The 25093-nt window shown below is 66.2% G+C and carries 26 protein-coding genes and 2 tRNA genes; 23 read left to right on the top strand and 5 right to left on the bottom strand.

The genetic code is table 11. From position 1 onward, the window contains the following. Positions 1-8: 8 nt before the first annotated feature. The 17 genes from gspF (at position 9) to VH567_RS02110 (ending at position 12981) form a co-directional block, all read left to right on the top strand. On the top strand, positions 9-1235 hold the full coding sequence (gene gspF, locus VH567_RS02190; RefSeq protein ID WP_423322784.1) for a type II secretion system inner membrane protein GspF: 1227 nt from the start codon (positions 9-11) through the stop codon (positions 1233-1235). 23 nt (positions 1236-1258) lie between these two features. After that, positions 1259-1732: a type II secretion system major pseudopilin GspG gene (gene gspG, locus VH567_RS02185; protein WP_423322782.1), complete on the top strand. Its 474-nt coding sequence runs from the start codon at positions 1259-1261 to the stop codon at positions 1730-1732. Next, on the top strand, positions 1707-2186 hold the full coding sequence (locus tag VH567_RS02180; RefSeq protein WP_423322780.1) for a GspH/FimT family pseudopilin: 480 nt from the start codon (positions 1707-1709) through the stop codon (positions 2184-2186). Before gspG ends, VH567_RS02180 begins: the two co-directional genes overlap by 26 nt. Then, positions 2176-2565 (top strand): type II secretion system minor pseudopilin GspI, encoded by a 390-nt coding sequence (gene gspI / locus VH567_RS02175; protein WP_423322778.1) that lies wholly within the window; start codon positions 2176-2178, stop codon positions 2563-2565. Before VH567_RS02180 ends, gspI begins: the two co-directional genes overlap by 11 nt. A gap of 113 nt (positions 2566-2678) precedes the next feature. After that, positions 2679-3362, top strand: coding sequence for a type II secretion system minor pseudopilin GspJ (gspJ, locus tag VH567_RS02170; protein ID WP_423322776.1), 684 nt, complete (start codon positions 2679-2681; stop codon positions 3360-3362). Continuing rightward, a complete protein-coding gene (gene gspK / locus VH567_RS02165; protein ID WP_423322774.1) occupies positions 3349-4350 on the top strand; it encodes a type II secretion system minor pseudopilin GspK in 1002 nt (333 codons plus the stop codon). The genes gspJ and gspK overlap by 14 nt, the downstream gene beginning before the upstream one ends. Further along, entirely contained in the window at positions 4347-5432 is a 1086-nt protein-coding gene (gene gspL, locus VH567_RS02160; protein WP_423322772.1) for a type II secretion system protein GspL, read from the top strand. Before gspK ends, gspL begins: the two co-directional genes overlap by 4 nt. Beyond that, complete coding sequence (gene gspM, locus VH567_RS02155) at positions 5429-5905, top strand: type II secretion system protein GspM (protein ID WP_423322770.1); 477 nt, start codon at positions 5429-5431, stop codon at positions 5903-5905. Before gspL ends, gspM begins: the two co-directional genes overlap by 4 nt. Then, on the top strand, positions 5902-6627 hold the full coding sequence (gspN, locus tag VH567_RS02150; protein WP_423322768.1) for a type II secretion system protein N: 726 nt from the start codon (positions 5902-5904) through the stop codon (positions 6625-6627). The genes gspM and gspN overlap by 4 nt, the downstream gene beginning before the upstream one ends. Before the next feature lie 66 nt (positions 6628-6693). Beyond that, positions 6694-6770, top strand: a tRNA-His gene (locus VH567_RS02145). Positions 6771-6881: 111 nt separating this feature from the next. Next, positions 6882-7931: a Leu/Phe/Val dehydrogenase gene (locus VH567_RS02140; protein ID WP_423322766.1), complete on the top strand. Its 1050-nt coding sequence runs from the start codon at positions 6882-6884 to the stop codon at positions 7929-7931. A gap of 190 nt (positions 7932-8121) precedes the next feature. Continuing rightward, positions 8122-8847 (top strand): heme ABC transporter permease CcmC, encoded by a 726-nt coding sequence (gene ccmC / locus VH567_RS02135; RefSeq protein WP_423322764.1) that lies wholly within the window; start codon positions 8122-8124, stop codon positions 8845-8847. A 97-nt stretch (positions 8848-8944) separates the two neighbouring features. Continuing rightward, the gene (gene ccmE / locus VH567_RS02130) at positions 8945-9391 is read left to right on the top strand and encodes a cytochrome c maturation protein CcmE (protein ID WP_423322762.1); all 447 of its coding nucleotides are present in this window, start codon (positions 8945-8947) and stop codon (positions 9389-9391) included. Beyond that, positions 9388-11301 (top strand): heme lyase CcmF/NrfE family subunit, encoded by a 1914-nt coding sequence (locus VH567_RS02125; protein ID WP_423322760.1) that lies wholly within the window; start codon positions 9388-9390, stop codon positions 11299-11301. Before ccmE ends, VH567_RS02125 begins: the two co-directional genes overlap by 4 nt. After that, complete coding sequence (locus VH567_RS02120) at positions 11298-11825, top strand: DsbE family thiol:disulfide interchange protein (protein ID WP_423322758.1); 528 nt, start codon at positions 11298-11300, stop codon at positions 11823-11825. The genes VH567_RS02125 and VH567_RS02120 overlap by 4 nt, the downstream gene beginning before the upstream one ends. Before the next feature lie 134 nt (positions 11826-11959). Further along, positions 11960-12343 (top strand): cytochrome c-type biogenesis protein, encoded by a 384-nt coding sequence (locus VH567_RS02115; RefSeq protein WP_423323683.1) that lies wholly within the window; start codon positions 11960-11962, stop codon positions 12341-12343. Continuing rightward, positions 12268-12981, top strand: coding sequence for a tetratricopeptide repeat protein (locus VH567_RS02110; protein WP_423322756.1), 714 nt, complete (start codon positions 12268-12270; stop codon positions 12979-12981). Before VH567_RS02115 ends, VH567_RS02110 begins: the two co-directional genes overlap by 76 nt. A 144-nt stretch (positions 12982-13125) precedes the next feature. Here the strand turns inward: VH567_RS02110 and VH567_RS02105 are convergent, their stop codons facing one another. Both VH567_RS02105 and ald read right to left on the bottom strand, forming a co-directional pair. After that, entirely contained in the window at positions 13126-13344 is a 219-nt protein-coding gene (locus VH567_RS02105; RefSeq protein WP_423322754.1) for a DUF3072 domain-containing protein, read from the bottom strand. Between the two features lie 51 nt (positions 13345-13395). Next, positions 13396-14502 (bottom strand): alanine dehydrogenase, encoded by a 1107-nt coding sequence (gene ald / locus VH567_RS02100; protein ID WP_423322752.1) that lies wholly within the window; start codon positions 14500-14502, stop codon positions 13396-13398. Between the two features lie 127 nt (positions 14503-14629). Here ald and VH567_RS02095 point away from each other — a divergent pair, with 127 nt between their 5' ends. The 6 genes from VH567_RS02095 (at position 14630) to VH567_RS02070 (ending at position 21391) form a co-directional block, all read left to right on the top strand. Further along, positions 14630-15070, top strand: coding sequence for an Lrp/AsnC family transcriptional regulator (locus VH567_RS02095; RefSeq protein WP_187504229.1), 441 nt, complete (start codon positions 14630-14632; stop codon positions 15068-15070). Between the two features lie 263 nt (positions 15071-15333). Continuing rightward, entirely contained in the window at positions 15334-17232 is a 1899-nt protein-coding gene (locus VH567_RS02090) for a potassium transporter Kup (RefSeq protein ID WP_056050343.1), read from the top strand. 153 nt (positions 17233-17385) lie between these two features. Beyond that, on the top strand, positions 17386-17913 hold the full coding sequence (locus VH567_RS02085) for a 2'-5' RNA ligase family protein (RefSeq protein WP_423322750.1): 528 nt from the start codon (positions 17386-17388) through the stop codon (positions 17911-17913). A 66-nt stretch (positions 17914-17979) separates the two neighbouring features. Then, positions 17980-18056, top strand: a tRNA-Met gene (locus tag VH567_RS02080). A 180-nt stretch (positions 18057-18236) separates the two neighbouring features. Continuing rightward, positions 18237-20606 (top strand): FdhF/YdeP family oxidoreductase, encoded by a 2370-nt coding sequence (locus VH567_RS02075; RefSeq protein WP_423322748.1) that lies wholly within the window; start codon positions 18237-18239, stop codon positions 20604-20606. Further along, positions 20603-21391, top strand: coding sequence for a formate/nitrite transporter family protein (locus VH567_RS02070; RefSeq protein ID WP_423322746.1), 789 nt, complete (start codon positions 20603-20605; stop codon positions 21389-21391). The genes VH567_RS02075 and VH567_RS02070 overlap by 4 nt, the downstream gene beginning before the upstream one ends. A 31-nt stretch (positions 21392-21422) precedes the next feature. On the opposite strand, the gene fdhD is transcribed toward VH567_RS02070, so the two are convergent. From fdhD to VH567_RS02055, 3 genes are read right to left on the bottom strand one after another with little or no spacing between them, the layout of a single operon-like run. Further along, complete coding sequence (gene fdhD, locus VH567_RS02065; protein ID WP_423322744.1) at positions 21423-22211, bottom strand: formate dehydrogenase accessory sulfurtransferase FdhD; 789 nt, start codon at positions 22209-22211, stop codon at positions 21423-21425. Next, positions 22208-22696, bottom strand: coding sequence for a molybdenum cofactor guanylyltransferase (gene mobA, locus VH567_RS02060; RefSeq protein WP_423322742.1), 489 nt, complete (start codon positions 22694-22696; stop codon positions 22208-22210). Before mobA ends, fdhD begins: the two co-directional genes overlap by 4 nt. Before the next feature lie 23 nt (positions 22697-22719). Beyond that, positions 22720-25032, bottom strand: a complete 2313-nt coding sequence (locus VH567_RS02055; protein WP_423322739.1) for an FdhF/YdeP family oxidoreductase — start codon at positions 25030-25032, stop codon at positions 22720-22722. Between the last annotated feature and the right edge of the window lie 61 nt (positions 25033-25093).

Genomic DNA, 25093 nt, shown 5'->3' with positions numbered 1-25093 from the left:
GGAGGATGATGGCGGACTTCGACTATATCGCGATCGACACGAAAGGCGCCGAACGTCGCGGACACGTCGCGGCGGCCGATATCGACGTCGCGCGCGCCACCCTCGACGCACGCAAGTTCTACGTCGTCAAGATCACCCCCGGCGCCCCTCCACAGGCCTCGAAAGGCCGCCCGCTCTTCGGTCTCCAGCTCGGCACGCCGAAGATGTCCGGCAAGAACCTCACCCTCTTCACCCGCCAGCTCGCCACGCTCAATCGCGTCTCGCCGCTGGAGGAATCGCTCCGCACGATCACGCGGCAAACCGAGCAGGACAGTGTCCGCACGATCGTCCAGCACGTCCATGCCGGCGTCGTCGAAGGCCGCCGTCTCGCCGATGCGATGGCGCGCGAACCGAAAAGCTTCCCGCCACTCTACCGCGCAATGGTCTCGGCCGGTGAAAGCTCTGGCTCGCTCCCGACGATCCTCGACCGTCTCGCAGCTCTGCTCGAACGCCAGGCCGAAATCCGCGGCAAGCTGATCACTGCGCTCGCCTACCCGTCGATCCTCGCACTCGTCGCGTTCGGCGTCGTAACCGCGTTGATGATGTTCGTTGTGCCGCAGGTCGTCGAGCAATTCGACACGGTCGGCCAGCAATTGCCCTTGCTGACGCGGATGGTGATGGCGTTCTCGGCGTTCCTCGTCGGCTACTGGTGGGTGATGCTGCTGATCGTCGTGGGCGGTGGCCTAGCGGGATGGCAGGCGCTCAAAGACCCGACGATCCGGCTCGCATTCGACGGCTGGCTGCTCCGCATCCCCCTACTCGGCCGCCTGATCCGAGACCTTCACGCGGCAAGGATGGCGCGGACGCTCGGCACGATGGTCGCCAGCCGCTTGCCTTTGCTCGACGGACTCAACCTCACCGCCAGCACGATCCATAATCGCCGTCTCCGCCAGGCCTCGGACCAGATCGTCGACGCGATCCGCGGCGGCGGCTCACTCTCCGCTGCGATGCGCCGCGCCGGCGTCTTTCCCCCGCTGCTGACGTATCTCGCCGCCTCGGGCGAAGCCGCCGGTCGGCTCGACGAGATGCTCGAACGCGCCGCCGACTATCTCGAGCGCGAGTTCGACCGTTTCACCGCCACCGCATTGTCGCTGCTCGAACCGCTGATCATCGTCGTGATGGGCGGCATCGTCGCGACGATCGTGCTATCCATCCTGCTCCCGATCCTCCAGCTCAACACGCTGGCCGGACAATGAGGGTTCGCCCTGTGAGGTTTCGTATGCGTCCCCAAGTCAAAAAGAAGCGCCGCGAGGCCGGCTTTATTCCCCTGAGGCGTTCCGCCGAACACGGCTTCACGCTCGTCGAGCTGATGGTCGTGATCGTCATCATCGGCCTGCTTGCGACGATCGTCGCGCTCAACGTGCTGCCCTCGGGCGACACCGCGCGGATCCAGAAGGCGAAGGCCGACATCGCCCAGATCGAGGGCGGGCTGGAGCTCTACAAGCTCCAGAACATGACCTTCCCCAACACTACGCAGGGCTTGAACGCGCTCGTCACCGCGCCCGCCGGCCTGACCGATCCATCGCGGTACCAGCGTGGCGGGTATCTGAAGAAGCTGCCGAACGATCCCTGGGGTCGCCCGTATCTCTACGCCTCGCCCGGTGCGCACGGCGAGGCCGACGTCTGGACCTTCGGCGCTGACGGCAAGGAAGGCGGCGAGGGGATCGATGCCGATATCGGCAGCTGGCAGTAACGCGACGCCGGGGGAACGCGGCTTTACGCTGGTCGAGCTGATGGTCGTCGTCACGATCATCGGCTTGGCATCCGCCGTGGCCGTGCTCGTCATGCCGGACCCGCGCGGCCGCGTGGTCGACGAGGCGACGCGCTTTGCCCTGCGCACCCGCGCCGCACATGATTCTGCGATCGTCGAGGCACGCCCGGTCAGCGTCTGGGTTACCGGCGGCGGCTATGGCTTCGACCGTCGCATGGCCGGTGGCTGGACGCCGATCGCCGAAAAGCCAATGCGCGTCGAACGCTGGAACGATGGGACCAAGGCAAGCATCCGCGATACCAGCGGTCGCATGCGCGTGACGTTCGACCCGACCGGCCTCGTCGATCGCCCCGCGGAGATCCGCCTCGACCGCGGCGGCGTGGCGGCAACCGTGCACATCGACGCCGACGGCAGCGTGCGCGCCGATGCCGGCTGAGCGCGGCTTTACCCTTATCGAGATCATGGTCGCGCTGGCGGTGTTCAGCCTCGCGGCGATGGCGCTCGTGCGCCTGGAAAGCGCGACGATCCGCGGCGCCTCGATCCTCGACGAAACGCTGGTCGCGCAGATGGTCGCGCGCAACGTCGCGATCGAGGCGGTGACCGATGCGCAACCTCCGACCGCGGGCCGCGTCACCGGCGTCGAGACGAACGGCGGACAAGCCTGGACATGGACGCGCCAGGTCAGTGCGCTCGGCGGCTCCAGCGTATTACGGATCGACGTCGCGGTTGCCGACCGGACCGGCACGCAACTCGGCCGCCTGACGATGGTCCGTCCCGCGCCACGGGTGGCGACGCCGATGGTGACGCCGTCGTGAGCCGCCCTCGCCAAACTTCCTCCGTCATCCCGGGCTTGTTCCGGGATCCACCGTTCCGCGAGAGCAATGCAGAGTTGACGATGCGGAACCGTGGATCCCGGAACAAGTCCGGGATGACGAAGCGGGACAGCGAAGCCGGCTTCACGCTGATCGAGGTCATGGTGTCGCTCATGATCTTCGGGATGATCGCGGCCGCCGGCGTTGCGATCCTGTCGTTCAGCGTGAGGGCGCAGAGTTCGACCGGCGCCAAGCTCGACGATATCAGCGCGCTCACCCGAACGATGTCGATCCTGTCCGCCGACCTCGCCCAGGCGTTGAACCGGTCGACGCGCGACGAAGCGGGCACCACCGTTCCCGCGTTCGTCGGCGAGAGCGGGTCTGGAATTACCCCGATGCTCCGGCTCGTCCGCGCCGGCTGGAGCAACATCGACGGTGCAGCACGGCCGAGCACGCAGAAAGTCGCCTACCGCGTCGATGCCGGGACGCTCCAGCGGATCGCCTACCCGATGATCGACGGTGCGCAGGGACTGCCCCCCGCCGCACTGCTCACCCACGTCCGCCAAGCCGCGTTGCGCTACCGGATCGCCGGCGCGTGGAGCGATCGCTGGGATGGCGCCAGCGGCAAGCCGTTGCCCGATGCGATGGAACTCACCGTCCAGCGCGACGACGGCACGCTGTTCCGCCAGATGTTCCTGGTCGGTACGGGGTACGTCCCGGCACCGCCTGAAGGAACGGGCCCGTCGACCACGCCGCCCTCCGGCACGCCGTCGAAGGAGACGCCCGGTGCGCGGACCTGATCGCGGTTCGGACCGCGGGCCGGAGCGGGGGGCGGCGCTGCTCACCGTGCTGATGCTCGTCGCGATCATCGCCGTCATGGCAGGCGCGGCGCTGGAGAAACTGCGCCTGTCGACCCGGCTCGCGGGCAACGCCGCGACCGGTGAACAGGCGCGCGCCTACGCGTTCGCCGCCGAGACGATGGCGCTGACCCGTGTCTCCAATCTGCTCGGCCAGAGCCCCAAGCGGGTTACGCTCGCCGGAAACTGGAGCAACACGCCGTTCGGCCTGCCGGTCCCCGGTGGCTTCGCGACCGCTCGCGTGCGCGACGGCGGCAATTGCTTCAATCTCAACGCGCTCGTCACGCAAGCGACGACGCCCGGCGTATACGTCACCAACCCCGAGATCCGCCCGCACTTCGTCCGGCTGATGCGGTTGTTGAGCGTCCCGACGCAAGTCGCCGAACAGATCGCATCGGGCACCGCGGACTGGATCGACACCGACCAGGACCAGCAGGCGATGGGCGCGGAGGACGGCGCGTATCTCGGCCGCGAAACGCCGTACCGCACCGCCGGCACGCTGATGTCCGACCCGAGCGAACTCCGCGCGGTTGCCGGCATGACGCCCGAGATCTACGCCACGCTCAAGCCCTGGATCTGCACACTGCCGATCGCCAAGCCGTCGCCGATCAACGTCAACACGCTGGCGCCCGAGCAGGCGCCGCTGTTCGCGATGCTGTATCCCGATACGCTGTCGGTCGGCAGCGCGCAGCAAATGCTGCTGCGCCGCCCGCCGCAGGGTTATGCCGATGTCGGCGAGATCACCAAGGCGGCGGCGTTGCAGGGTGCGGCTACCCTCGCGCCCGGTGCCGAGGCGACGGTGCTGTCGAAATGGTTCACGCTCGATATCGATGTGACGCTCGGCCGCACGCAAATGCAGGAACGCGCGCTGATCGACGCGAACCGACTTCCCGCGCAGCTCGTATCGCGGCAATGGGGCGAGCCATCATGACGACTTTGCTGTTCCTTCCCACCGGCGAGACCGGATATCGCTGGATGCGCGTCGCCGATGCGCGCGTGATCGGGGAGGGGGAGGGGATCCCCGACGCGATCGACGACGAGACGATTGCGGTGGCCCCGGCCGATGCGGTGACGCTGCACTGGGCGGAGCTGCCGTCGCGTTCGGCAGCGCAGGCGACGGCGGCCGCGCGTATTCTCGCCAGCGAGGCGAGCGCGTCGCCGCTTGTCGAACTGCATGTCGCGGTCGGTGACGAAGGCGCGAGTGACCGCCCGATCGGTGTCGTCGGGGCCGCGACGATGCGCGACTGGCTGCGGATGCTTGCCGAGGCGGGTGTCGATCCGGTCGCGCTGATCCCCGCACCGATGCTCCTTCCGCGCCCCGACGAGGGCTATGCGAGGGCGGAGCTGGCCGGCAGCGGCGTGGTGCGTGGCACGTCGAGCGGGTTCGCCGACGAAGCGCGGCTGACCGAGCTCGTAACCGGCGGCACTGCGCCTGCGACGATCGATCGCGATACGCTGGAGGCGGCGATCGTTGCCGCCGCCGCGTCGCCTACTCTCGACCTGCGGCAGGGTCCGTTCGCACGGCGGCGCAGGTTTGCGATCGACTGGGGGCTGATCCGACGGCTTGCGCTGTTGTCGCTGACGATCCTGGCGATGACGCTCGCGATCTCGCTCGTCCGCATCGCCAAGTATAGCTTTGGCGCGGATGCGTTGGAGGCTGAGGCCGACACGGTCGCCGTGACCGGCCTGCCACGCGGCGAGACCGTGGTCGATGCCAGCCGCCAGCTCGACGAGCGCCTGTCGCGCGTGCGCGGGCCGGGGCTCGGCTTCACCAACACGACCGCTGCCGCGTTCGCCGCGATCCGTGCGACGCCGGGGACCGAAGTGACGGGGCTAGATTTCCAGGCGAACGGCGACCTGCGGCTCTCGGTCGCGGTCGAGCGCGAGGCGCTCGCGACCGACCTCAAGCGTGCGCTCGAAGCGGCAGGCTTCACCGTCCGCGCGGGCGTATTCCAGGCCGCCGCCGGTCGTGTGACGGGTGAACTCACGATCAGCCCGGGGAGCGGACGATGATCGGCTTGAAGACGTGGTTTGAAGGACGCTCGCTCCGGGAACGCCGGCTGTTGCTCGTCATGGCCGCGCTCGCGGTGCTGACCTTGCTCTGGGCGCTGATCATCCGACCGATCGGTGACGGGTTGTCGAGCGCGCGCGAACGCCATGCCAGCGCCGTGACGCGGCTCGGCGAAACGCGCGCGCAGGTGGCGACGTTGCGCGATATCCAGCGTGATCGCGCCAGACCGCTGACGGGCACGCTGGCGGACACGGTCCGCGCTGAGGCTGACCAGGCTGGCTTCGCGCTCGCGTCGCTCGATCAGGACGGCGCGAATCGGGTGCGTGTGGGTATCCAGTCGGCGCGACCGGCGGCGCTGACCGCTTGGCTCGCGCGCCTCGAAAGGCTTGGCATCCTCGTCGATTCGGTGGCGATGACCGACAAGGGCGACAAGACCGTCGGCGTCGCGCTCACGTTGAAGGCGCGCGCGGCATGAGGCGGATCCGTTTGCGCACCGGCCCCGCCGCGTTGTTCGGCGGGATGCTGCTGATCACGCTGATCGTGTTCATGCCGATGCGCGCGGTACTCGGCTGGGTCGGCGTCGGCGACGAAGGGCTGGTGGCGCGGCGCGTGTCGGGGACGATCTGGGGCGCCACGCTGACCGAGGCGCGGTTCGGCGATCTCGCGCTCGGCGATCTGCACGCGCGGCTGTCGCCGCTGCCGCTGCTGGTCGGCCGCGCCACGATCGTCTTCGCCGGCCCCGAATCGGTGTCCGCCAAACCGTTGCGCGGATCGGCGAGCGTCAGCCGTCACGGCTTCGGGGTCGACCACATGACTGCCACCGTCGCGACTGGCCGCTTGTTCGCGCCGGTGCCCGTTGCCGCGCTCGATCTTGACGACGTGTCGGTCCGCTTCCGCGACGGCCAGTGCGAGGCCGCCGAGGGGCGCGTCCGTGCGACGCTGGCCGGCGACGTCGGCGGGATCACGCTGCCGCAGTCGGTAAGTGGCACCGCGCGCTGCGACGGCACCGCGCTGCTGTTGCCATTGGCGAGCCAGGCCGGGACCGAGAGCATTGCGCTTAGGATCGAAGGAGCGGGGACCTATCGCGCGGAATTGTCGCTGCGTCCGTCCGATCCGCTGGCGGTGCAAAAGCTCGAACAGGCGGGCTTCGTGAGCGGCCCGAATGGATACAAGCTCGCCATCGAGGGACGTTTTTGACGTCTTTTTGGCAAGTCGACGGTTGACGCCGCCCGGCGACCCCCGCTAGGGGGCGATGCCTACGCGGCGGTCGTAGTTCAATTGGTTAGAGCGTCGGCTTGTGATGCCGGATGTTGCGGGTTCAAGTCCCGTCGGTCGCCCCATTTCCCCTTATTTTCGTAAGCCCCCGCAATGCGGGCGCTTTGGGCTGGTAAAACCGGTCGGAAAATAATATTTCGCGTCCCGGTAATTTTATTCCTCTTCAGGAGCCGGCGATGACAGCGGTTTGGGACCTTCCCGATTTCGACGACCACGAGGGCGTACATGCCTTCACCGATCCCGAATCGGGCCTGCGCGCGGTGATCGCGCTGCACTCGACCAAGCTCGGGCCGGCGGCTGGCGGCACGCGGTTCTGGCATTATGCCGATAACAGGCGCGCGGTGACCGACGCGCTGCGTCTGTCGCGCGGCATGAGCTTCAAGAACGCGATGGCGGGGCTCGAGCTCGGCGGCGGCAAGGGCGTGGTCCTCGCGGCCAAGCCCGGCGACGTCATCACGACCGCACAGCTCGAGGCGTTCGGCCGTGCGGTCGATTCGCTCGGCGGGCGCTACGTAACGGCGGAAGACGTCGGCATGTCCGAAGAGCGGATGAAGGTGATCGCCACGCAGACGCGCTACGTCTCCGGCCTGCCGGTTGCGAGCGGTGCAGCGGGCGGCGATCCCGGGCCGTACACCGCGCTCGGCATCTATCTCGGCGTCAAGGCGGCGGCGGCTCGCGGCCTTGGCGCGACCGACATGAAGGGCGTGCGCGTCGCGATCCAGGGCGTCGGTTCGGTCGGCGGCGGGCTCGCCCGGTTGCTGGCGAAGGATGGCGCGGTGCTGACGCTGGCCGACGTTGACGAGGGCCGGGCGCAGAAGCTGGCCGGCGAACTCGGCGCGACTGCTGTGGCAGCCGAGGCGATCCTGACGACCGAGACGGATATCTTCAGCCCCAACGCACTCGGTGCGATCCTTACCGAGATGTCGATCGCCGCGCTGAAGGCGAAGGTCGTCGCGGGTGGCGCGAACAACCAGCTGAGCGTCCGCGAGGACGGCGCGCGGCTTCACGCACGCGGTATCCTGTATGCGCCGGATTACGTGATCAACGCGGGTGGGATCATCAACGTCGGGCTCGAGTATCTCGGGCAGGGCGACGAGGCCGAGGTTAAGGCGCGGATCGCGCGTATCCCGGAGCGCCTGATCCAGGTCTGGGACGAAAGCGACCGCTCGGGCGAGCCATCGTCGGACGTCGCAGATTCGATCGCGAAGCGCCTGATCGGAAGGTAACGGTCCTTCTCCCCGCCGGGGAGAAGGTGGCACGCAGTGCCGGATGAGGGGCGTTTGGGGCGAACGATCCGAGCCTCAAGCCCCTCACCCTCCCACCGCAAGTGCGGCGGGCCCCTCCCTCTCCCCGGCGGGGAGAGGGTCTTAAGTCGAAGGTGACAGCCTCGTAGACTTGCCATAATGGCTGTCCCCAGTGGCCACCCTACACGCCTTCGCAAACCCCGCGCGCTTCCTGAAGATCGCCAAGCCGTTGACGCCCGCGCTTTTCTGGGCCGGCGTCGCGCTGATCGTGCTGGGTTGCTGGGCGGGCCTGACGCAGACTCCGCCCGATTACCTCCAGGGCGAGACCGTCCGCATCCTCTACATCCACGTCCCCGCCGCCTGGCTCGGGATGGGCGGGTGGAGCGGGATCGCGATCTCCAGCATCATGTTCCTCGTCTGGCGCCACCCGCTCGCCAACGTCGCCGCACGCGCGATCGCATTACCGGGCGCAGTGTTCGCCGCACTCTGCCTGATGACCGGCTCGATCTGGGGACGGCCGACCTGGGGGACGTGGTGGCAATGGGATGGCCGGTTGACCTCGATGCTGCTGCTGTTCTTCGTCTATCTCGGCTACATGGCGCTTGCGAAGGCGGACGCGGATCGCGGCGGTGACGGGCGCGTGCCGGCGCTCTACGGAATTGCCGGGTCGATGCTGCTGCCGATCATCCGCTATTCCGTGGTGTGGTGGAACACGCTGCACCAGGGACCGAGCATCGGCCTCACGCAATCAACGATTGCAGGCTCGATCCTGTGGCCGCTGCCGATCATGCTGGCCGGCTTCACATTCGTGTTCGCGGGGATCGTGCTGATGCGGATGCGGACGATGCTCGCCATCACAAAGACCGAAGCGCGTATGCGCAGGATGGCCCGCGCATGAATCCCTGGCCGTTCGTGACTGCCGCGTATGTCGTGACACTCGGAGGCGGCGCGATTATCGCGTTACTGAGCTATCTGGCGATGCGTAGGGCCGAGAAATGAAGGCCAAGCATCAACGCCTGACGCTTGCCCTGCTGGCACTTGGCGCGGTGGTCGTCGCGGGTTTGCTCGCGTTGTCGGCGCTCAAGGATCAGGCCGCATTCTTCTACGCGCCGTCCGATGTCCGACGCGACGGTCTGCCGCTAGGACGCGCGGTACGGCTCGGCGGGATGGTCGAGGGCGGTTCGGTCAAGCGCGCCGCCGACGGCGTCACCGTGCACTTCGTCGTCACCGACGGGCAGGCAACGACCCCCGTCGTTTTCGCCGGCATCGTCCCCGACCTGTTCCGCGAGAAATCGGGCGTCGTCGCCGAAGGGCAGTTCCAGTCCAATGGCAGCTTCGTCGCGTCTAACCTGCTCGCCAAGCACGACGAGAAATACATGCCGCCGGAAATGGCCGGCAAGATGCACGAGACCAAGACACTCGAACCGGACACCAAGCCATGATCGCCGAAGCAGGCCTCGCCGCGCTCTGGTTCGCTGGCGCGCTGGCGGCGTTGCAGCTCGTAATGGCAGCGATCGGCATCGCGCGTGGTCGTGAAGACGTTGCGGCAGCGGTGCGCCCGGTGGCGATCGTTCAGGGGCTGTTGGCCGTCCTCGCGATGGCGCTGCTGATCGAACTCTTTCTCGACTCCGACATGTCGGTAAGACTGGTCGTCGAGAACAGCCATTCCGCCAAGCCCTGGCTCTATAAGTTCGCCGGCGCGTGGGGAAACCACGAGGGCTCGATGCTGCTCTGGGTAACGATCCTCGGGCTGGCCGGCGGTGCGGTAGCGATCTTCGAGCGCTCGCTGCCCGAACGTACGCTCACCGCGACGCTTGGCGCACAGGCGACGATCGCGCTAGGCTTCTACGCGTTCCTGCTCTTCTCCTCGAACCCGTTCGCGCGGTTGAACCCTGCGGCACCCGATGGCCTTGGGCTCAACCCGCTGTTGCAGGACCCCGGCTTGGCATTCCATCCGCCGACGCTTTATACCGGCTATGTCGGCCTCTCGGTCGCGTTCTCGTTCGCGGTCGGTGCGCTCGTCACGCGCGACGTCGGCCCGGCGTTCGCGAAGGCGATGCGCCCCTGGGTGCTGATCGCATGGATATTCCTGACGCTTGGAATCACCGCCGGGTCGTACTGGGCGTATTACGAGCTCGGCTGGGGCGGCTGGTGGTTCTGGGATCCGGTCGAGAATGCGTCGCTGATGCCGTGGCTCGCGGCGACGGCCTTGCTCCATTCGGTGACGGTTCTCGCGACACGCGATGGCCTGCGCGCGTGGACGATCATGCTGGCCGTCGTTGCATTCTCGATGTCGATGATCGGCACGTTTCTGGTGCGCTCTGGCATCCTGACGAGCGTCCATGCCTTCGCGGTCGATCCGGAGCGCGGCGCGTTCATTCTGGCGTTGCTCGCGATCTACATCGGCGGCGCGCTTGCGTTGTTCGCGGCGCGGATCGGTACTGTCCGCGCGGGTACGACCTTCGATCCGGTCAGCCGCGAGGGCGGGCTGGTCGCGAACAATCTGCTGCTGTCGGTGATCCTCGGCATCGTTCTGATCGGCACGCTCTATCCGATCGTCGCGGCGAGCTTCGGCGTGCAGCTGTCGGTGGGGCCGCCGTTCTTCAACAAGGCGGCGGGGCCGATCGCGTTGTTGCTGGTCGCGGTGATGGCGGTAGGGCCGTTGCTGCGCTGGCGGCGTGACGATGCGAAGGCGGTGCTGGGCCGTGTGATGCTGCCGATCGGTGCGACGCTGGTGGTGGCAGTCGCACTGCTATTCGTCTGGCCGGGCGTGCTGCCCTGGGCCGGATTGTCGCTCGCCGCGGGTCTCGCTGTCGCCAGCGTCGCGCCGCTTTGGAAGCGCAACCTGAAGCGGACGCCGCTATTTACCTACGGCATGGTCATCGCGCATCTCGGCATCGCGGTCAGCCTTGCCGGGATGGCGTCAGACAGCGCCTTCACCAAGGAAACGCTGGTCGCGGTGCGTGCGGGCGAACCGGCGCGGGTGGGACCGTACACCGTGACGCTCGACGGGATTTCGCCGGTGATCGGCGAGAACTGGTCGGCGCTTGAAGCGCGTCTGACCGTGACCCGAGGGAGCAGCGCGAGCATTCTGCGCCCGCAACTCCGCTTCTTTGCCAATCCGCCTACCAGCACCAACGAGTCCGCGATCCTGACGGTGCTCGACGGGCAGCTCTATACGGTGCTCGGCCAGCCGGACGGGCAGGGGCGGTGGCAGCTTCGGCTGTGGTGGAAGCCCTTCGTGACACTGATCTGGTTCGGCGGCGTGCTGATCGCGCTGGGCGGCGCATTGTCGCTGCTCGGCCGTGTGCGGCGCGAGCGGCGCACTGCGATACGGGCGCAGTGGGCATGAAGCGATTCGCACTCTGGGCGCCGCTGGCAATTTTCGCACTGCTGTTCGCGGTGGTGGCGAGCGGGCTGTTCCGGCCTGCCGAGAAGGTGGTGCGATCGGCGATGGTCGGCAAGCCGCTTCCCGATTTCGCGCTGCCGGCGATGGTCCCGGGCAAGCCGGGCCTGACCAGCGCCTCGTTCCGGCAGGGCAAGCCGCGGTTGCTCAACGTGTTCGCGAGCTGGTGCATTCCGTGCATTGCCGAGGCCCCGCAGTTGATGCGGCTTAAGGCGATGGGCGTGCCGATCGATGCGATCGCGATCCGCGACACCGCGCCGGCGATTGCGGGGTTCCTGCGGCGTAATGGCGATCCGTACGAGCGGATCGGCAGCGATCGGGCTAGTCAGGTACAGCTCGCACTGGGCTCGTCCGGCGTTCCCGAGACCTTCGTGATCGACGGCCGCGGGATCGTCGTGAAGCAGATCATCGGCGATATTCGGCCTGAGCAGATCGCCGAGATTATGCAAGCCGTGAAGGACGCGCGGTGAAAGGGCGCAACCTAGTTCCCCTTCCGCTTGCGGGAGGGGTTAGGGGAGGGGCTTCTCCTCCCTTGCCAGCTGCGCGTTCGCGTCATGCCCTCCCCCGCCCCCTCCCGCGAGCGGGAGGGGAGGTTCTGGCGGCACTGCTGCTCTGCATTGCACCTGCCTCCGCCCAGCCGGTTACGCCGCCAGCGCATTACGCCAACGTCCAGCTCGCTGACCCCGCCAAGGAAGCCTCCGCGCGCGCGCTCATGGAGACGCTGCGCTGCCTCGTCTGCCAGGGCCAGTCGATCGCCGACAGCGACGCCGACATGGCGGCCGATATGCGCGCTCTCGTCCGCGAACGGATCGAGCGCGGGGAGAAGCCGGTGTCGATCCGCGACTGGCTGATTGCGCGCTACGGCAATTACGTGACCTATGATCCGCCGTTGTCGGGGCTGACCTGGCCGCTGTGGCTTGCACCGATCCTGCTGCTTGGCGTCGGCGGCTGGATCGCGCGGTCGAGTTTCCGGCGGAGGACACGCTGATGGGCTGGGTGTGTCTTGCGGCGATTGGTGCGGGCGTGTTCGCGTTGCTGGCGGTGTTGAAGATCGATCGGCTGTTGTGGACGATGGTCGCGTCGGCGTTGATGCTGGGTGCGGCGGGTTATGCGTTGCAGGGGCAGCCGGGGCTCGCTGGGCATCCGGTCACGACCGGGCTCGCGCCGGCGCCCGACGACAGCGCGATGCTCGAACTGCGCGATCAGATGCTGGAGCGGTATACGGGGGCGGCGGCGTATCTGGTGGCGGCGGACGCGATGACGCGGATCGGGGATCGCCGCGCGGCGGTGCAGGTACTGCTGGGTGGCATTCGGATCGCGCCGAGGAGTCTAGTGCTGTGGACGGGACTCGCCAACGCGCTTGCCGCGCATGATGGCAATCAAGTCTCTCCGCCTGCGTTGTTCGCGTACCAGCAGGCGATGCGACTGGCGCCCAAGCATCCTGCACCGCCGTTCCTTCTCGGGCTGGCCTATGTAAGGGCAGGGGAGCTTGCGACGGCCCGGCCGTATTGGGCGAAGGCGTTGGCGCTGACGCCGGCCAACATCACATACCGCGGTGAGATTGCGGCGCGCTTGGCATTGCTCGATCAATTGCTGGCCGCGCAGGACGCTCCAAGTACGCCCTAACATTGTCATTCCCGCGTAGGCGGGGATCCATACTGGCGCACTACGGTAATTGCCTACCAGCGATAGCCTTTATGGATCCCCGCCTTCGCGGGGATGACGGTCTTGGGGGAGGTCGTGAAGGTATGGCGCCCGCAGGCCCCTCTTTTACTGCCCCCGCCCGGTCTTCGACTGCAGTTCGTCGATCTTCTTCGACGCATCCGCCTTGGTCAGCGTCTCGTCGAATTCCTCATGCGCTTCCTCGGACAGCGTCTTGAGGTAGCTCGCCTGCGCTCCGGTCATCTTCTCGTCGCCGGTGGTCCATTCGTCCGGGTCCTTCTCGGCGTTCGAGAACGGTTCGGACTTGGGGTTCGGGGTGTCGGACATTGGGAATTCCTTTCCCCTGTCCAACACCTATGTTCCGTATCCGTTCCCGAGTCAGCCGGCCCAAGCTTCGTAAGGTAAACCTAGATCATCGGCGACCGCCTTGTACGCGATCTTGCCCTTGTAGACATTCAGCCCGTTGGCGAGGTGCGGGTCGGCCTTCATCGCCGCCTCGGCGCCCAGATTCGCCAGCTTCAGTGCGAACGGCAGCGTCGCATTGTTCAGTGCAAACGCCGAAGTCCGCGCGACCGCGCCGGGCATGTTGGCGACGCAATAGTGGATCACGCCGTCGACCTCGAACACCGGGTCCTCGTGCGTGGTGGCGTGGCTCGTCTCGAAGCACCCGCCCTGGTCGATCGCGATGTCGACCAGCACCGAGCCGCGCTTCATCGTCTTCAGCATCTCGCGCGTGACGAGCTTGGGCGCAGCAGCCCCCGGCACCAGCACCGCGCCGATCACCAGATGCGCGTTCTTCACCGCCGCTGCGATCGCTGCCTTCGAGGCGTAGGCGGTCTTGATCTGGCTCGAGAAGAACATGTCGAGCTCGGCCAAACGATCGTTCGAGATGTCGTAGATGGTCACGTCGGCGCGCATACCGACCGCCATCTGCGCGGCGTTGACGCCCGAGACGCCGCCGCCGAGGATCGCGACCTTGGCCGGTGCGACACCGGGGACGCCGCCGAGCAGGACACCGCGTCCGCCCTGTTCCTTCTCGAGATAATGCGCGCCGACCTGCACCGACATGCGGCCCGCGACCTCCGACATCGGCTTGAGCAACGGCAGCCCGCGGCGATTGTCGGTGACGGTCTCGTAGGCGATGCAGGTCGCGCCGGACTTCATCAGCCCCTCGGCCTGCGGCTTGTCGGCGGCGAGGTGTAGGTAGGTGAACAGCAGGTGGCGCGGTTCGAGCATCGCGATCTCGCTCGGCTGCGGCTCCTTGACCTTCACGATCATGTCGGCGCCGGCGAACACCGCGGCGGCGGTCGGCAGGATCGTCGCGCCTGCGTCGATGTAATCCTGGTCCTCGAAATCGATGCCCGATCCGGCCTGCGTCTCGACGATCACCTCGTGACCGGCGGCGACCAGTTCGGCGACCGACGGCGGGGTCAGGCCGACGCGATATTCGTGGTTCTTGATTTCCTTGGGGACACCGACGCGCATTGATTCCACTCCATTATCGTTTGCGCGATAGTAGCGCGCCTTGGACGGGAAGGGTTCGCAAACTCGTTTCGATACGATAGCGCGTTTGCAAGATCCGTGCATCCATCGCCGTCAAAACGAGAAAATCTTGAGCGCTACGATCGAACGCAGGATTCTGGACCTGCTCGCCGCCAATTCCGACCTGACCAGCGCCGAGCTTGGCGATGCGGTTGGACTGTCTGCAAGCGCCGCGCACCGACGTGTCGCGCAACTGCGGGAGAGCGGCGCGATCGTCGGCTATCGCGCCGTTCTGTCGAGGGCCGCGCGCGGCGATCCCAGCATCGTTCTCGTCAACGTAACGCTGCGGGATCAGCGCAAGGAGACGATGGCGGCGTTCGAGGCGGAGATCGTCGACTGCCCGCAGGTCGTGCAATGCTTCCTGATGAGCGGCGAGGCGGACTACATGCTCCATGTCGAGATCCGCGACGGCGAGACGTTCGAACGCATTCACCGCGAGACGTTGTCGCAACTGCCGGGGGTAACGCGGCTGGCGTCGCACTTCGTGATCCGCGAAGTGGTCACCCGTTAGCGTTTTCTTGCGAACGCAGGAATCCAGGATCACGAACGTCAGTGCTCGTTACCCTGGGCTCCTGCGTTCGCAGGAGAGCGGAGGCGGTCCGATCAGCCCCGGTTAATCCACGCTAACCGCCTCGCCGTTGCCGCCCTCTACCCCTCATGCTAAATGCGGGCGCTTGGGGCACAGGGTGAAATCGGAAATTCGATGAAGATTGCTGCACTTCCGGGTCGATTCACCGTCCAGTGAGCGTCGACCAGACCGCCGCGGCCTCGACCGTGCCACCCGCCAATCTCGATCTCGAGACGGGGCATCACAACTCCGACGGCATGCTGAAGCTCGCCTTCGGTGCGATCGGCATCGTTTTCGGCGATATCGGCACGAGCCCGCTCTACGCCTTTCGCGAGACCTTCGCCGGCCACCACAAGCTCGCGCTCGACGCGGCGCACATCATGGGCGTCATCAGCCTGATGTTCTGGTCGATGATGATCGTCGTGACGGTCAAATACGTCATCATCATCATGCGCGCCGACAACAAGGGCGAGGGCGGCAGCCTAGCCCTGCTCGCGCTCGTGTCGGGCAAGACCAAGACGAAGCGCTGGAGCAAGGGCATCATCCTGCTCGGCGTGTTCGCGACTGCTTTGTTCTATGGCGACAGCATGATCACGCCCGCCGTGTCGGTGTTGTCCGCGGTCGAAGGCCTCGCCGTCGCCGCACCCGCGTTCGCAGGCCTCGTGCTGCCGATCGTGATTGTCATCCTGATCGCGCTGTTCTGGGTCCAGAAGAGCGGCACCGCGCGCATCGGACTCGTGTTCGGGCCGATCATGCTAGTGTATTTCAGCGTCATCGCGGTGCTGGGCATCCTCAGCATCGTCCAGACCCCCGGCGTGCTGTGGGCGCTGTCGCCGCATTACGCGGTCGAGTTCTTCATCATAGACCCCGAGCGCGCGTTCCTCGCGCTCGGCTCGGTCGTGCTCGCGGTTACCGGCGCCGAGGCGCTGTACGCGGATATGGGGCATTTCGGGCGCAAGCCGATCGGCCTGTCCTGGCTATTCTTCGTGCTCCCCGCGCTGATCCTGAATTACATGGGGCAGGGCGCACTGCTGTTCCGCGATGGTCGCGAGGCGCTGGTTAGCCCGTTCTACAACCTCGCGCCCGAGAGCCTTCAGCTACCGCTCGTCATCCTCGCGACGATGGCCGCGGTGATTGCGTCGCAGGCGGTGATCTCGGGTGCGTTCTCGGTAACGCAGCAGGCGATCCAGTTGGGCTTCATCCCGCGCCTGCGGATCGAGCATACCAGCGCCTCGACAGCCGGTCAGATCTACATCCCGCTCGTCAACGGCGCGCTGATGGTGATGGTGATCCTGCTGGTGCTGTTCTTCCGGACCTCGTCGAACCTGACGAGCGCGTACGGGATCGCGGTGACGGGCGCGATGTTCATCGACACCTGCCTCCTCGGCGTCGTGCTGTTCCGCCTGTGGAACTGGCCGAAGATCGCGGCGATCCCGCTGCTGGCGATCTTCTTCACGGTCGATGGCGCCTATTTCGCGGCCAACCTTACCAAGGTGCCCGCCGGCGGCTGGTTCCCGCTACTGGTCGGGTTCATCATCTTCACTTTCCTGACGACTTGGTCGAAGGGGCGGCAGCTGATGATCGACCGGATGCACGAGGCCGCGATGCCGATAAAGGTATTCATCGGCTCGGCCGCCAGCTCCGCGTCGCGGGTGCCTGGCACGGCGGTGTTCATGACCTCGACCGCGGACGGCGTGCCGCACGCGCTGCTCCACAACCTCAAGCATAACAAGGTGCTGCACGAGCGCGTGATCCTGCTGACCGTGAAGATCGTGGGTCAGCCTTATTGGCCCGCCCACGACCGTGCGGTGCGCGAGGAACTCGGCGACGGCTTCCACCGCCTCGTGCTGCGCTATGGCTTCATGGAGGACGCCGACGTGCCTGCGGCGCTGCGCCAGGTCCATAATTGCGGGGCGGACTTCAAGATGATGGACACCAGCTTCTTCCTGTCGCGCCAGACGCTGCTGGCGTCGGACAAGCCGGGCATGATGATCTGGCGCGAAAAGCTGTTCGCGTGGATGCTGCGTAATGCGGAAAGCGCGATGGAGTTCTTTCGCCTGCCGACCAATCGCGTGGTAGAGTTGGGTAGTCAGGTGGAGATTTGACCTTCGCGGGAACGCACCGCCCGCTGCCGAACACGTCAACCTCCCCGGCGGAGGCCGGGGCCCAGTTGGCAAGGTCGGGGTAACGGAGAGGAGCGTACGTCAGCAACGTTTCCCAACTGGACCCCGGCCTCCGCCGGGGAGGGATTGGATATAATGGGAAATACTACGCAGGTGACGGAAGTCGCCCCGATCATCGTCACCGCCCTGTTCGGTCGCCAGGACACCGCGTTCTTCGACGCGATGCGCCGCGAGCATTTCCCGCCAGAGCGCAACCAGCTCGATGCGCATCTGACGCTGTTCCACCATCTGCCGCCGTCGGGGCTCGACGAGCTCAAGCACCGGCTCAACCAGGAAACGCGCGGCATCCGTGCCCCGCAGGCCCGTGTGGGCGGCCTGATGTCGCTTGGTCGCGGTGTCGCCTACCGGATCGAGTCCCCCGAGCTCGTCGGTATCCGCGAGCGCCTCGCCGACGCGTTTACCGGCATGCTAACCCCGCAGGACGCCGGCGGCTGGCGTCCTCACGTCACTATCCAGAACAAGGTCAGCCCGCAGGTCGCCAAGCTCCTGCTCGGCAATCTCCAGCGCGATTTCGTCCCTAAGGACGTCGAAATCGCCGGTCTGGGCGCGTGGTGGTATCGCGGCGGGCCGTGGGAAGCGATTTCCCGGCACATGTTCGCTTGACCGCCTCGAAACCGCTTCCTATAGGCCGCGCCTCGCAGGGAAGAATGCTTCCCTGACGGACGGTACGGCGAAGTAGCTCAGTTGGTTAGAGCACGGGAATCATAATCCTGGGGTCGGGGGTTCAAGTCCCTCCTTCGCTACCATTTCGGACCCGACGTGTGACGTCCCCGGTCCTTCCCCCTCGACATACGCAAGCGATCACCAAGTGCGGGAAACTCGTCTTCGCAATCGCAAAATGCCGTTCTATTGCCTTGGGTTAATGGTTAGCCCTCGCGCCGCGTATTCGGTGCACGCGGGGGTCTGGCCTTCCGGGAGATACGAGTATGCGTGACAAACGCCCTGATGGGATCGCCAACTACACCGGTCCGGCCGGCGGCTGGGGAGCGCTCAAGGCGGTCGCCGCCTCGCTGAAGGCGCAGCAGATCGTCGTCCGCGGCGGCCAGACGCTGCTCAAGTCGAACCAGCCCGACGGCTTCGATTGCCCGAGCTGCGCATGGCCCGACCCGAAACATACGTCGTCGTTCGAATTCTGCGAGAACGGTGCAAAGGCCGTCGCCTGGGAATCCACCGCGAAGACGATCGGCGCGGAGTTCTTCGCCAAGCATAGCGTGTCGGATATCTGGAAGCAGAGCGATCACTGGATCGAGGATCAGGGCCGCGTCACCGAGCCGCTTCGCTACAACGCCGCCACCGATCACTATGAGGTCGTGAGCTGGGCGGACGCGATGCGCGAGATCGGTGCGGGCCTTGCGGCCGTGCCCGATCCCAACCAGGCGGAGTTCTACACCTCGGGTCGCTGCTCGAACGAGGCGGCGTTCCTGTTCCAGTTGTTCGTGCGGCTGTACGGCACCAACAACTTCCCCGACTGCTCGAACATGTGCCACGAGGCGACCTCGGTCGGGCTGCCGAAGTCGATCGGGATCGGCAAGGGCACCGTCAGCCTCGAGGATTTCGATCATGCCGACCTGATCCTGTCGATCGGCCACAATCCCGGCACCAACCATCCGCGGATGATGGCGACGCTGCGCGAAGTGTCGAAGCGCGGCGGCAAGATCATCGTCTTCAACCCGCTCAAGGAGCGCTCGCTCGAACGCTTCGAATCACCGCAGTCGGTGGTCGAGATGGCGACCATGTCGGCGACTCCGATCGCCAGCAGCTATTACCAGGTGAAGGTCGGCGGCGACGCGGCCGCGCTCAAGGGCATCGCCAAGGCGCTAGTAGCGCTCGACGAGGCCGCGAAGGTCTCGGGCGGCGAGTCCGCGCTCGATCATGCGTTCATCGCCGAGCACACCGCCGGCCTCGACGACTATATCGCCGATCTCGCGACCACCGAATGGGCCGATATCGAACGCTCCAGCGGGCTCTCGCGCGGTGATCTCGAAGAGGTCGCGCTCGCCTATTCGAAGTCGAAGGCCGCGATCTGCTGCTACGGCATGGGCGTCACGCAGCACCGCACCGGCACCACCAACGTCCAGCAGATCGCCAATCTGCTCCTGCTCCGCGGCAACATGGGCAGGCCGGGCGCGGGCATCTGTCCCTTGCGCGGCCACAGCAACGTCCAGGGTGATCGCACCGTCGGCATCACCGAACGGCCGATGCCGGTGCTGCTCGACGCGATGCGCGACGTGTTCGGGTTCGAGCCACCGCGCGAGCACGGCCATTCGGTGGTCGAGAGCATCGCCGCGATGCGCGACGGCAAGGCCAACGCGATCGTCTGCCTCGGCGGCAACCTCGCAATCGCCTCGTCGGATCCGCAGGCGTGCGCGGAGGGCTTCCGCAACCTCGACCTCGCGGTGCACATCACCACTAAGCTCAACCGCACGCAGTTGCTGATGGCGAAGTCGACCTATGTCCTGCCGTGTCTCGGCCGGACCGAACTCGACATGCAGGCGACCGGCCAGCAATCGGTAACGGTCGAGGATTCGATGTCGATGGTCCACGCTTCGCGCGGCTTCCTGATGCCGCCTGGCGAGAACGTGAAGTCCGAGATCTGGATCGTCGGCGAGATCGCCAAGGCGACGCTGGCGGCCAAGGGATCGCCGGTCGACATCGACTGGGATACTTATGTCGGCGACTACAGCCTGATCCGCGACAAGATCGAGGCGGTGTTCCCGGCGTTTGCCGACTACAACGCGCGCATCCGCAAGCCGGGCGGCTTCCACCTCGTCAATTCCGCCGCGCTGCGCGAGTGGAAGACGGAGAACGGCAAGGCGAACTTCCTCGTCGTCGAGGGCATCCGCGAGGACGAGGCGGCGGGCGATCCGACCGTCATGAGCCTGACGACGCTGCGCGCGCACGACCAGTACAACACCACCGTCTACAGCCTCGACGACCGCTATCGCGGTGTGTTCGGGCGCCGCGACATCCTGTTCATGAACGAGCGTGACATGGCGCGGCTGGGGCACAAGGAAGGCGACGTCGTCGATATCGCCACCGCGCTCAAGTTCGCGCGGCCCGACCGCGTCGTGCAGAAGCTGATGCTGGTTCGCTATGCGCTGCCCGACGGGTGCGTCGCGTCTTATTATCCCGAGACGCAGCCGTTGATCGCGCTCGAGGACCACGATCCGCAGAGCTTCACCCCTTCGTATAAATCCATCCCGGTGACCGTTCGTCCCGCGGCGGCCGACATGGGTTCGGATCGCGGCGTGGTGCGTGCCGGGGTCGTCGGTCAGAAAAGCAAAATTGACGCATGAGCACCGGTTACACGTCGACGATCGACACCTACGCTACCCTCGCCGCGACCAAGGCGGAGGCACTGCGGCGTTCTCCGGCAGGCTTCTTCGCCGGCGCGATCCTGGCGGGCACGTATATCGGCATCGCGATGATCCTCGCGCTCAGCACCGGGTCGGGGCTCGAACCGGGCGTTCGCCCGCTGGTGATGGGCGCTACCTTCGGGTTGGGGCTAATCCTGACCGTGTTCGCGGGTGCGGAGCTTTTCACCGGCTACGTGATGTATATCGGCTTCGGTCTGGCCAAGCGGACGATCACCGTCGCCGACGCCGTCAAGCTGACCATCGTCGTCTGGATCGGTAACCTCGTCGGCGGTGTCGTGCTGTCGCTCGTGTTTGCGGCAGGCGGCGGCGGCGCGATCTTCGCCAACGCCGACGCGATGTTCCATGGCTATGTCCAGCACAAGGTGTCCGTGGATGCGACTGCGCTGCTGGCACGCGCGATCCTGTGCAACTGGCTCGTCTGCCTGGCAATCTGGACCGCCGCGAGGATGACTGGCGATGCCGCCAAGTGCATCGGCATGGCCTGGATCCTGCTCGCCTTCGTCGCTGCCGGGTTCGAGCATTCGGTCGCCAACATGACGGCATTGACGCTGGGGCTGCTCGTTCCGAACGCGTCGATCGATATCGCCGGCATGATCCGCAATCTTGCGATCGTCAGCGTCGGTAACATCATCGGCGGGCTGGTTTTCGTCGTCGGAGGCTATCTCGTCGCGGCCAAGACCGATGTCGTGACGGCCACCAAGTGACGCCCGCTTCGACTAGCCGCATCGTGCACGGCTAGTCGAAGACCTTCCAGGGATCGTTCACCACCAGGATCGCATCGCTGCGGGCGAGTGCGAGCAGCGTTAGGCCGTGAGCGCGTGCGTGGTCGATCGCCAGGCTAGTCGGCGCGGAGATGCCGACCAGCATCGGCGTGCCGGCGATAAGTGCCTTGTCGACCATTTCGAAGCTGATCCTCGAGGTGACGAGAATGAAGCCCTCGATCGCATGGCGCTCGATTGCCAGCCCGCCGACGAGCTTGTCGAGTGCGTTGTGGCGCCCGACGTCTTCGTACGCAGCGATGATTCGACCTTCACGATCGCACGCCGCGGCCGCGTGAATGGCGCCGGTAGCCGCGTTGAGAGGCTGGTGCGCGCGCAACCCGCCCAGTGCGGCAAACAGCGCTGTCACGGGCGTGTCGGGCTTTGGCGGCGTGCTGGGGACCGGTTTGCGGAGTTGCTCCAGCCCCGAGATCCCGCAGAGCCCACAGCTCGTGTCGCTGGTCCGGTGGCGGACGCGGTCGTGGATGCGGCCCTTGCAGCGATCGGACAGCCCGACGCGGACGATCCAGCCCGCCTCTGCCTCGAAGATATCGATCTCGCGCACGTCGTCGGCGCTGTCTGCGAGCCGCTCGGTCAGTAGGAATCCCGTCGTGAATTCGGCGAGATCGGCGGGCGTCATCATCATCACCGCGTAGCCGAGCCCGTCGATCTCAATCGCGACAGGCACCTCGATCGCGATCGCGCGTTCTCCCGCGGTGATCGAATCGGGGCGGAGGATTTTAATCGGCAATGTGCGCGAAATCATAGGAGAGCGAGATCTTCCGGGGTGTTGACGTTCGGGATCGGCGCGCCGGCCGGAATCGGCAGCGCGCCGATCGCTTCGGCCCAGCCGCGCACCGAGCGTCGCGGCGATGCCGCGATATGCGCCAGAAGGCCGTCGATCGACACGGTTTCCCAATGGCCCAGCACCGGCGCATCGGGGCAATAGGCCGGCGCCCGACGTATTAGCGCCGCGAGCAGCCCGCGTGGCAATCGCGGCATGTCGCAGGCGATCGTCAGGACGGACGTGAACCCGAGACCCGCAGCATAGTGCAGCGCACCGGCGATACCTCCCAACGGCCCGAGACCGGGGCCGGGCAGGTCGGGTATTGCGCCGTCGTGGCCGACGATCACCGCCTGCGCGACATGGTGCAACACAAGTTCCCGCGCGTGCTCGGCCAGCGCACGGCCGTCGAACATCGCGCGTGCCTTGTCCGACCCGAACCGTGAGGATCGCCCGCCGGCCAGCACGACGCCAAGGATATGGGGATCGGTCAGCGCGTCCTCTCGATCCGCACCGGCACCGACTTTCCGGCCGGAACGTGGCTTTCGCGGGCATGATGGGAGACGGGCATCAGGATGTTGCACTCGGGATAATAGGCACCGATACAGCCCTCGGGGATCGAATATTCGACCACGCGGAGCTTGTTCACGCGGCGGTTCGCGTTCTCGCCGGCATCGCCGACCAGGTCGACGTCGTCGCCGTCCGCCACGCCCATCCGGATCATGTCGCTGCGGTTCATGAAGACGATGTCGCGCGTGCCCTTCACCCCGCGGAAGCGGTCGTGATAGCCATACACGGTGGTGTTGAACTGGTCGTTCGACCGCAGCGTCATCAGCCGGAAACGGCCGTCCGCCTCGTCGAACCCGGTCGCGTTCAGCGCCTGCGGCAGGTTGATCTCGGCCTTGCCGCTCTTCGTCTTCCACTCGCGGTGCGCAGCCGGTACGCCCTTCCAGAAGCCGCCGGGCGTGAACATGCGTGCGTTGAAGTCCTTGAACATATCGGGGTACGTTTCCTCGATCGCATCGCGCATCCTGGCATAATCGCCGACCCAGGCATCCCAGTCGACCTTCGGATTGGGCGCGAGCGTCGCCTTGGCGATGCCGGCAAGGATCGCAGGTTCGGACAACAGCGTCTCCGCCGCCGGGGTCGCCTTGCCCTTCGAGCCGTAGATCTGGCTGAACGAATCCTCGATCGACACGCTCTGCGGTCCGGTCGCCTGCATGTCGGTCTCGATCCGGCCGAGGCAGGGGAGCAGATAGCAGGTGTCGCCGGGCAGCAGGTGCGAGCGGTTGAGCTTGGTCGCGATATGCACGGTCAGGTCGAGACCGCGCCACTTCGCCTCCATCGTCGCATGATCGGGGATCGCACGGACGAAATTGCCGCCGAGGCCGACGAACGCCTGCGCGCTGCCGTCGAGCACCGCTTCGCACGAGGCCACCGTATCCCAGCCGAGGTCGCGCGGCGGCTCGAAGCCATATTGTTCGGCCAGCTTGTCGAGCGGCGCGAGTTCGGGCTTTTCGGTGATGCCGACGGTACGCTGGCCCTGGACGTTCGAATGGCCCCGAACCGGGCCCATGCCTGCGCCGGGCTTGCCGATATTGCCACGGAGCAGCATCAGGTTGACGACCATGTGCACATTGTCGATGCCGCCGACATGCTGCGTCAGGCCCATGCCGTAGACCGCGATCACCGCCTTCGACTTGGCATAGACCCGCGCCGCCGCTTCGATCTCGGTGCGGGGCAGACCGCTCTCATGCTCGATCGCCGCCCATTCGGTATTGCGCGCGACCTCGGCGAAGGCCTCGAAGCCGGTCGTGTGTTCATCCAGAAACTTGTGATCGAGCACGCGTAGCCCGTTAATCCGCTGCGCGTTGTCATCGGCTTCGATCAGGTATTTGCACATGCCCATGATCGCCGCGACATCGCCACCGGTCTTCACCTGATGGTATTGCGAGGCGATCGGCGTCGACTTGCCGGTTACCATCTCGATCGGGTTCTGCGGATCCTGGAATTTCTCCAGCCCGCGTTCCTTGAGCGGATTGAACACGACGATCTCGACACCGCGCTTCGCACAATCGCGCAACGGGTGGAGGAAGCGCGGACTGTTCACGCCCGGATTCTGGCCGAAATAGAAGATCGCGTCGCACTTCTCATAGTCCGAGAGGTGGATCGTGCCGACGGCCGAACCGATCGCGGACTTCAGGCCGACAGATGTCGTCTCGTGGCACATGTTCGAGCTGTCTGGCAGGTTCTGGCTGCCGTACATCCGTGCCATGAGCGCGTACATGTACGACGTCTCGAGGCTGGCACGACCCGAGGCGTAGAAGATGACCTTGGTCGGATCATAGGTCTTTAGCTTGGCCCCGATCCCCGCGAACGCCTCGTCCCAGCTGCACGCGACGTATTTGTCGGTCGTGGCATCGTATCTCAGCGGATGCGTCAGGCGACCGGCCTGTTCCAGATCATAGTCCTTCCAGCCAAGCAGTTCGCTGACCGTGTGTTTCTCGAAAAAGGCGGGCGTGACGCGGTAGGAGGTGAGTTCCCAGGCGGTGGCCTTGGCACCGTTCTCGCAGAACTCGGCGACGTGCGGATGCGCGGGCTTGCCCCAGGCGCAGCTCACGCACGCAAACCCGTCCGGCTTGTTCTGGCGGGCCAGTTCGCGGATCACCTCGGGGCCGACCTTCTCGCGCGCGGAAATCTCGACGAGCGACTTCATGGAGCCCCAGCCGCCCGCGGGGGCGGTGTAATTCTCGATCTCGACGGTGCGGTCTTCGGTGCGGTCGGCGGCGGGGCTGTCGGTCATGGTAACTCCTTGCGTCGCAACGAGAACGAAGCTGCATAGCTTTCGATGCACCCCGAACAGA

Origin of the sequence: Sphingomonas sp. 4RDLI-65, from assembly GCF_049472435.1 — a bacterium.
GTDB lineage: Bacteria > Pseudomonadota > Alphaproteobacteria > Sphingomonadales > Sphingomonadaceae > Sphingomonas.
The sequence above is the reverse complement of the archived record's forward strand: the minus strand, read 5'-3'. Positions and strand labels throughout refer to the sequence as shown.

Bases quoted from the DNA above. Each gene is read 5' to 3' on its own strand.
- gspN (WP_423322768.1), top strand. From the start codon at position 5,902: ATGAGGCGGATCCGTTTGCGCACCGGCCCCGCCGCGTTGTTCGGCGGG.
- gspL (WP_423322772.1), top strand. From the start codon at position 4,347: ATGACGACTTTGCTGTTCCTTCCCACCGGCGAGACCGGATATCGCTGG.
- VH567_RS02055 (WP_423322739.1), bottom strand. From the start codon at position 25,032: ATGACCGACAGCCCCGCCGCCGACCGCACCGAAGACCGCACCGTCGAG.
- fdhD (WP_423322744.1), bottom strand. From the start codon at position 22,211: ATGATTTCGCGCACATTGCCGATTAAAATCCTCCGCCCCGATTCGATC.
- VH567_RS02085 (WP_423322750.1), top strand. From the start codon at position 17,386: ATGGGAAATACTACGCAGGTGACGGAAGTCGCCCCGATCATCGTCACC.
- VH567_RS02105 (WP_423322754.1), bottom strand. From the start codon at position 13,344: ATGTCCGACACCCCGAACCCCAAGTCCGAACCGTTCTCGAACGCCGAG.
- ccmE (WP_423322762.1), top strand. From the start codon at position 8,945: ATGAAGGCCAAGCATCAACGCCTGACGCTTGCCCTGCTGGCACTTGGC.
- VH567_RS02120 (WP_423322758.1), top strand. From the start codon at position 11,298: ATGAAGCGATTCGCACTCTGGGCGCCGCTGGCAATTTTCGCACTGCTG.
- VH567_RS02140 (WP_423322766.1), top strand. From the start codon at position 6,882: ATGACAGCGGTTTGGGACCTTCCCGATTTCGACGACCACGAGGGCGTA.
- VH567_RS02180 (WP_423322780.1), top strand. From the start codon at position 1,707: ATGCCGATATCGGCAGCTGGCAGTAACGCGACGCCGGGGGAACGCGGC.
- gspG (WP_423322782.1), top strand. From the start codon at position 1,259: ATGCGTCCCCAAGTCAAAAAGAAGCGCCGCGAGGCCGGCTTTATTCCC.
- VH567_RS02070 (WP_423322746.1), top strand. From the start codon at position 20,603: ATGAGCACCGGTTACACGTCGACGATCGACACCTACGCTACCCTCGCC.
- VH567_RS02075 (WP_423322748.1), top strand. From the start codon at position 18,237: ATGCGTGACAAACGCCCTGATGGGATCGCCAACTACACCGGTCCGGCC.
- VH567_RS02125 (WP_423322760.1), top strand. From the start codon at position 9,388: ATGATCGCCGAAGCAGGCCTCGCCGCGCTCTGGTTCGCTGGCGCGCTG.
- gspJ (WP_423322776.1), top strand. From the start codon at position 2,679: ATGACGAAGCGGGACAGCGAAGCCGGCTTCACGCTGATCGAGGTCATG.
- ald (WP_423322752.1), bottom strand. From the start codon at position 14,502: ATGCGCGTCGGTGTCCCCAAGGAAATCAAGAACCACGAATATCGCGTC.
- gspI (WP_423322778.1), top strand. From the start codon at position 2,176: ATGCCGGCTGAGCGCGGCTTTACCCTTATCGAGATCATGGTCGCGCTG.
- gspM (WP_423322770.1), top strand. From the start codon at position 5,429: ATGATCGGCTTGAAGACGTGGTTTGAAGGACGCTCGCTCCGGGAACGC.
- gspF (WP_423322784.1), top strand. From the start codon at position 9: ATGGCGGACTTCGACTATATCGCGATCGACACGAAAGGCGCCGAACGT.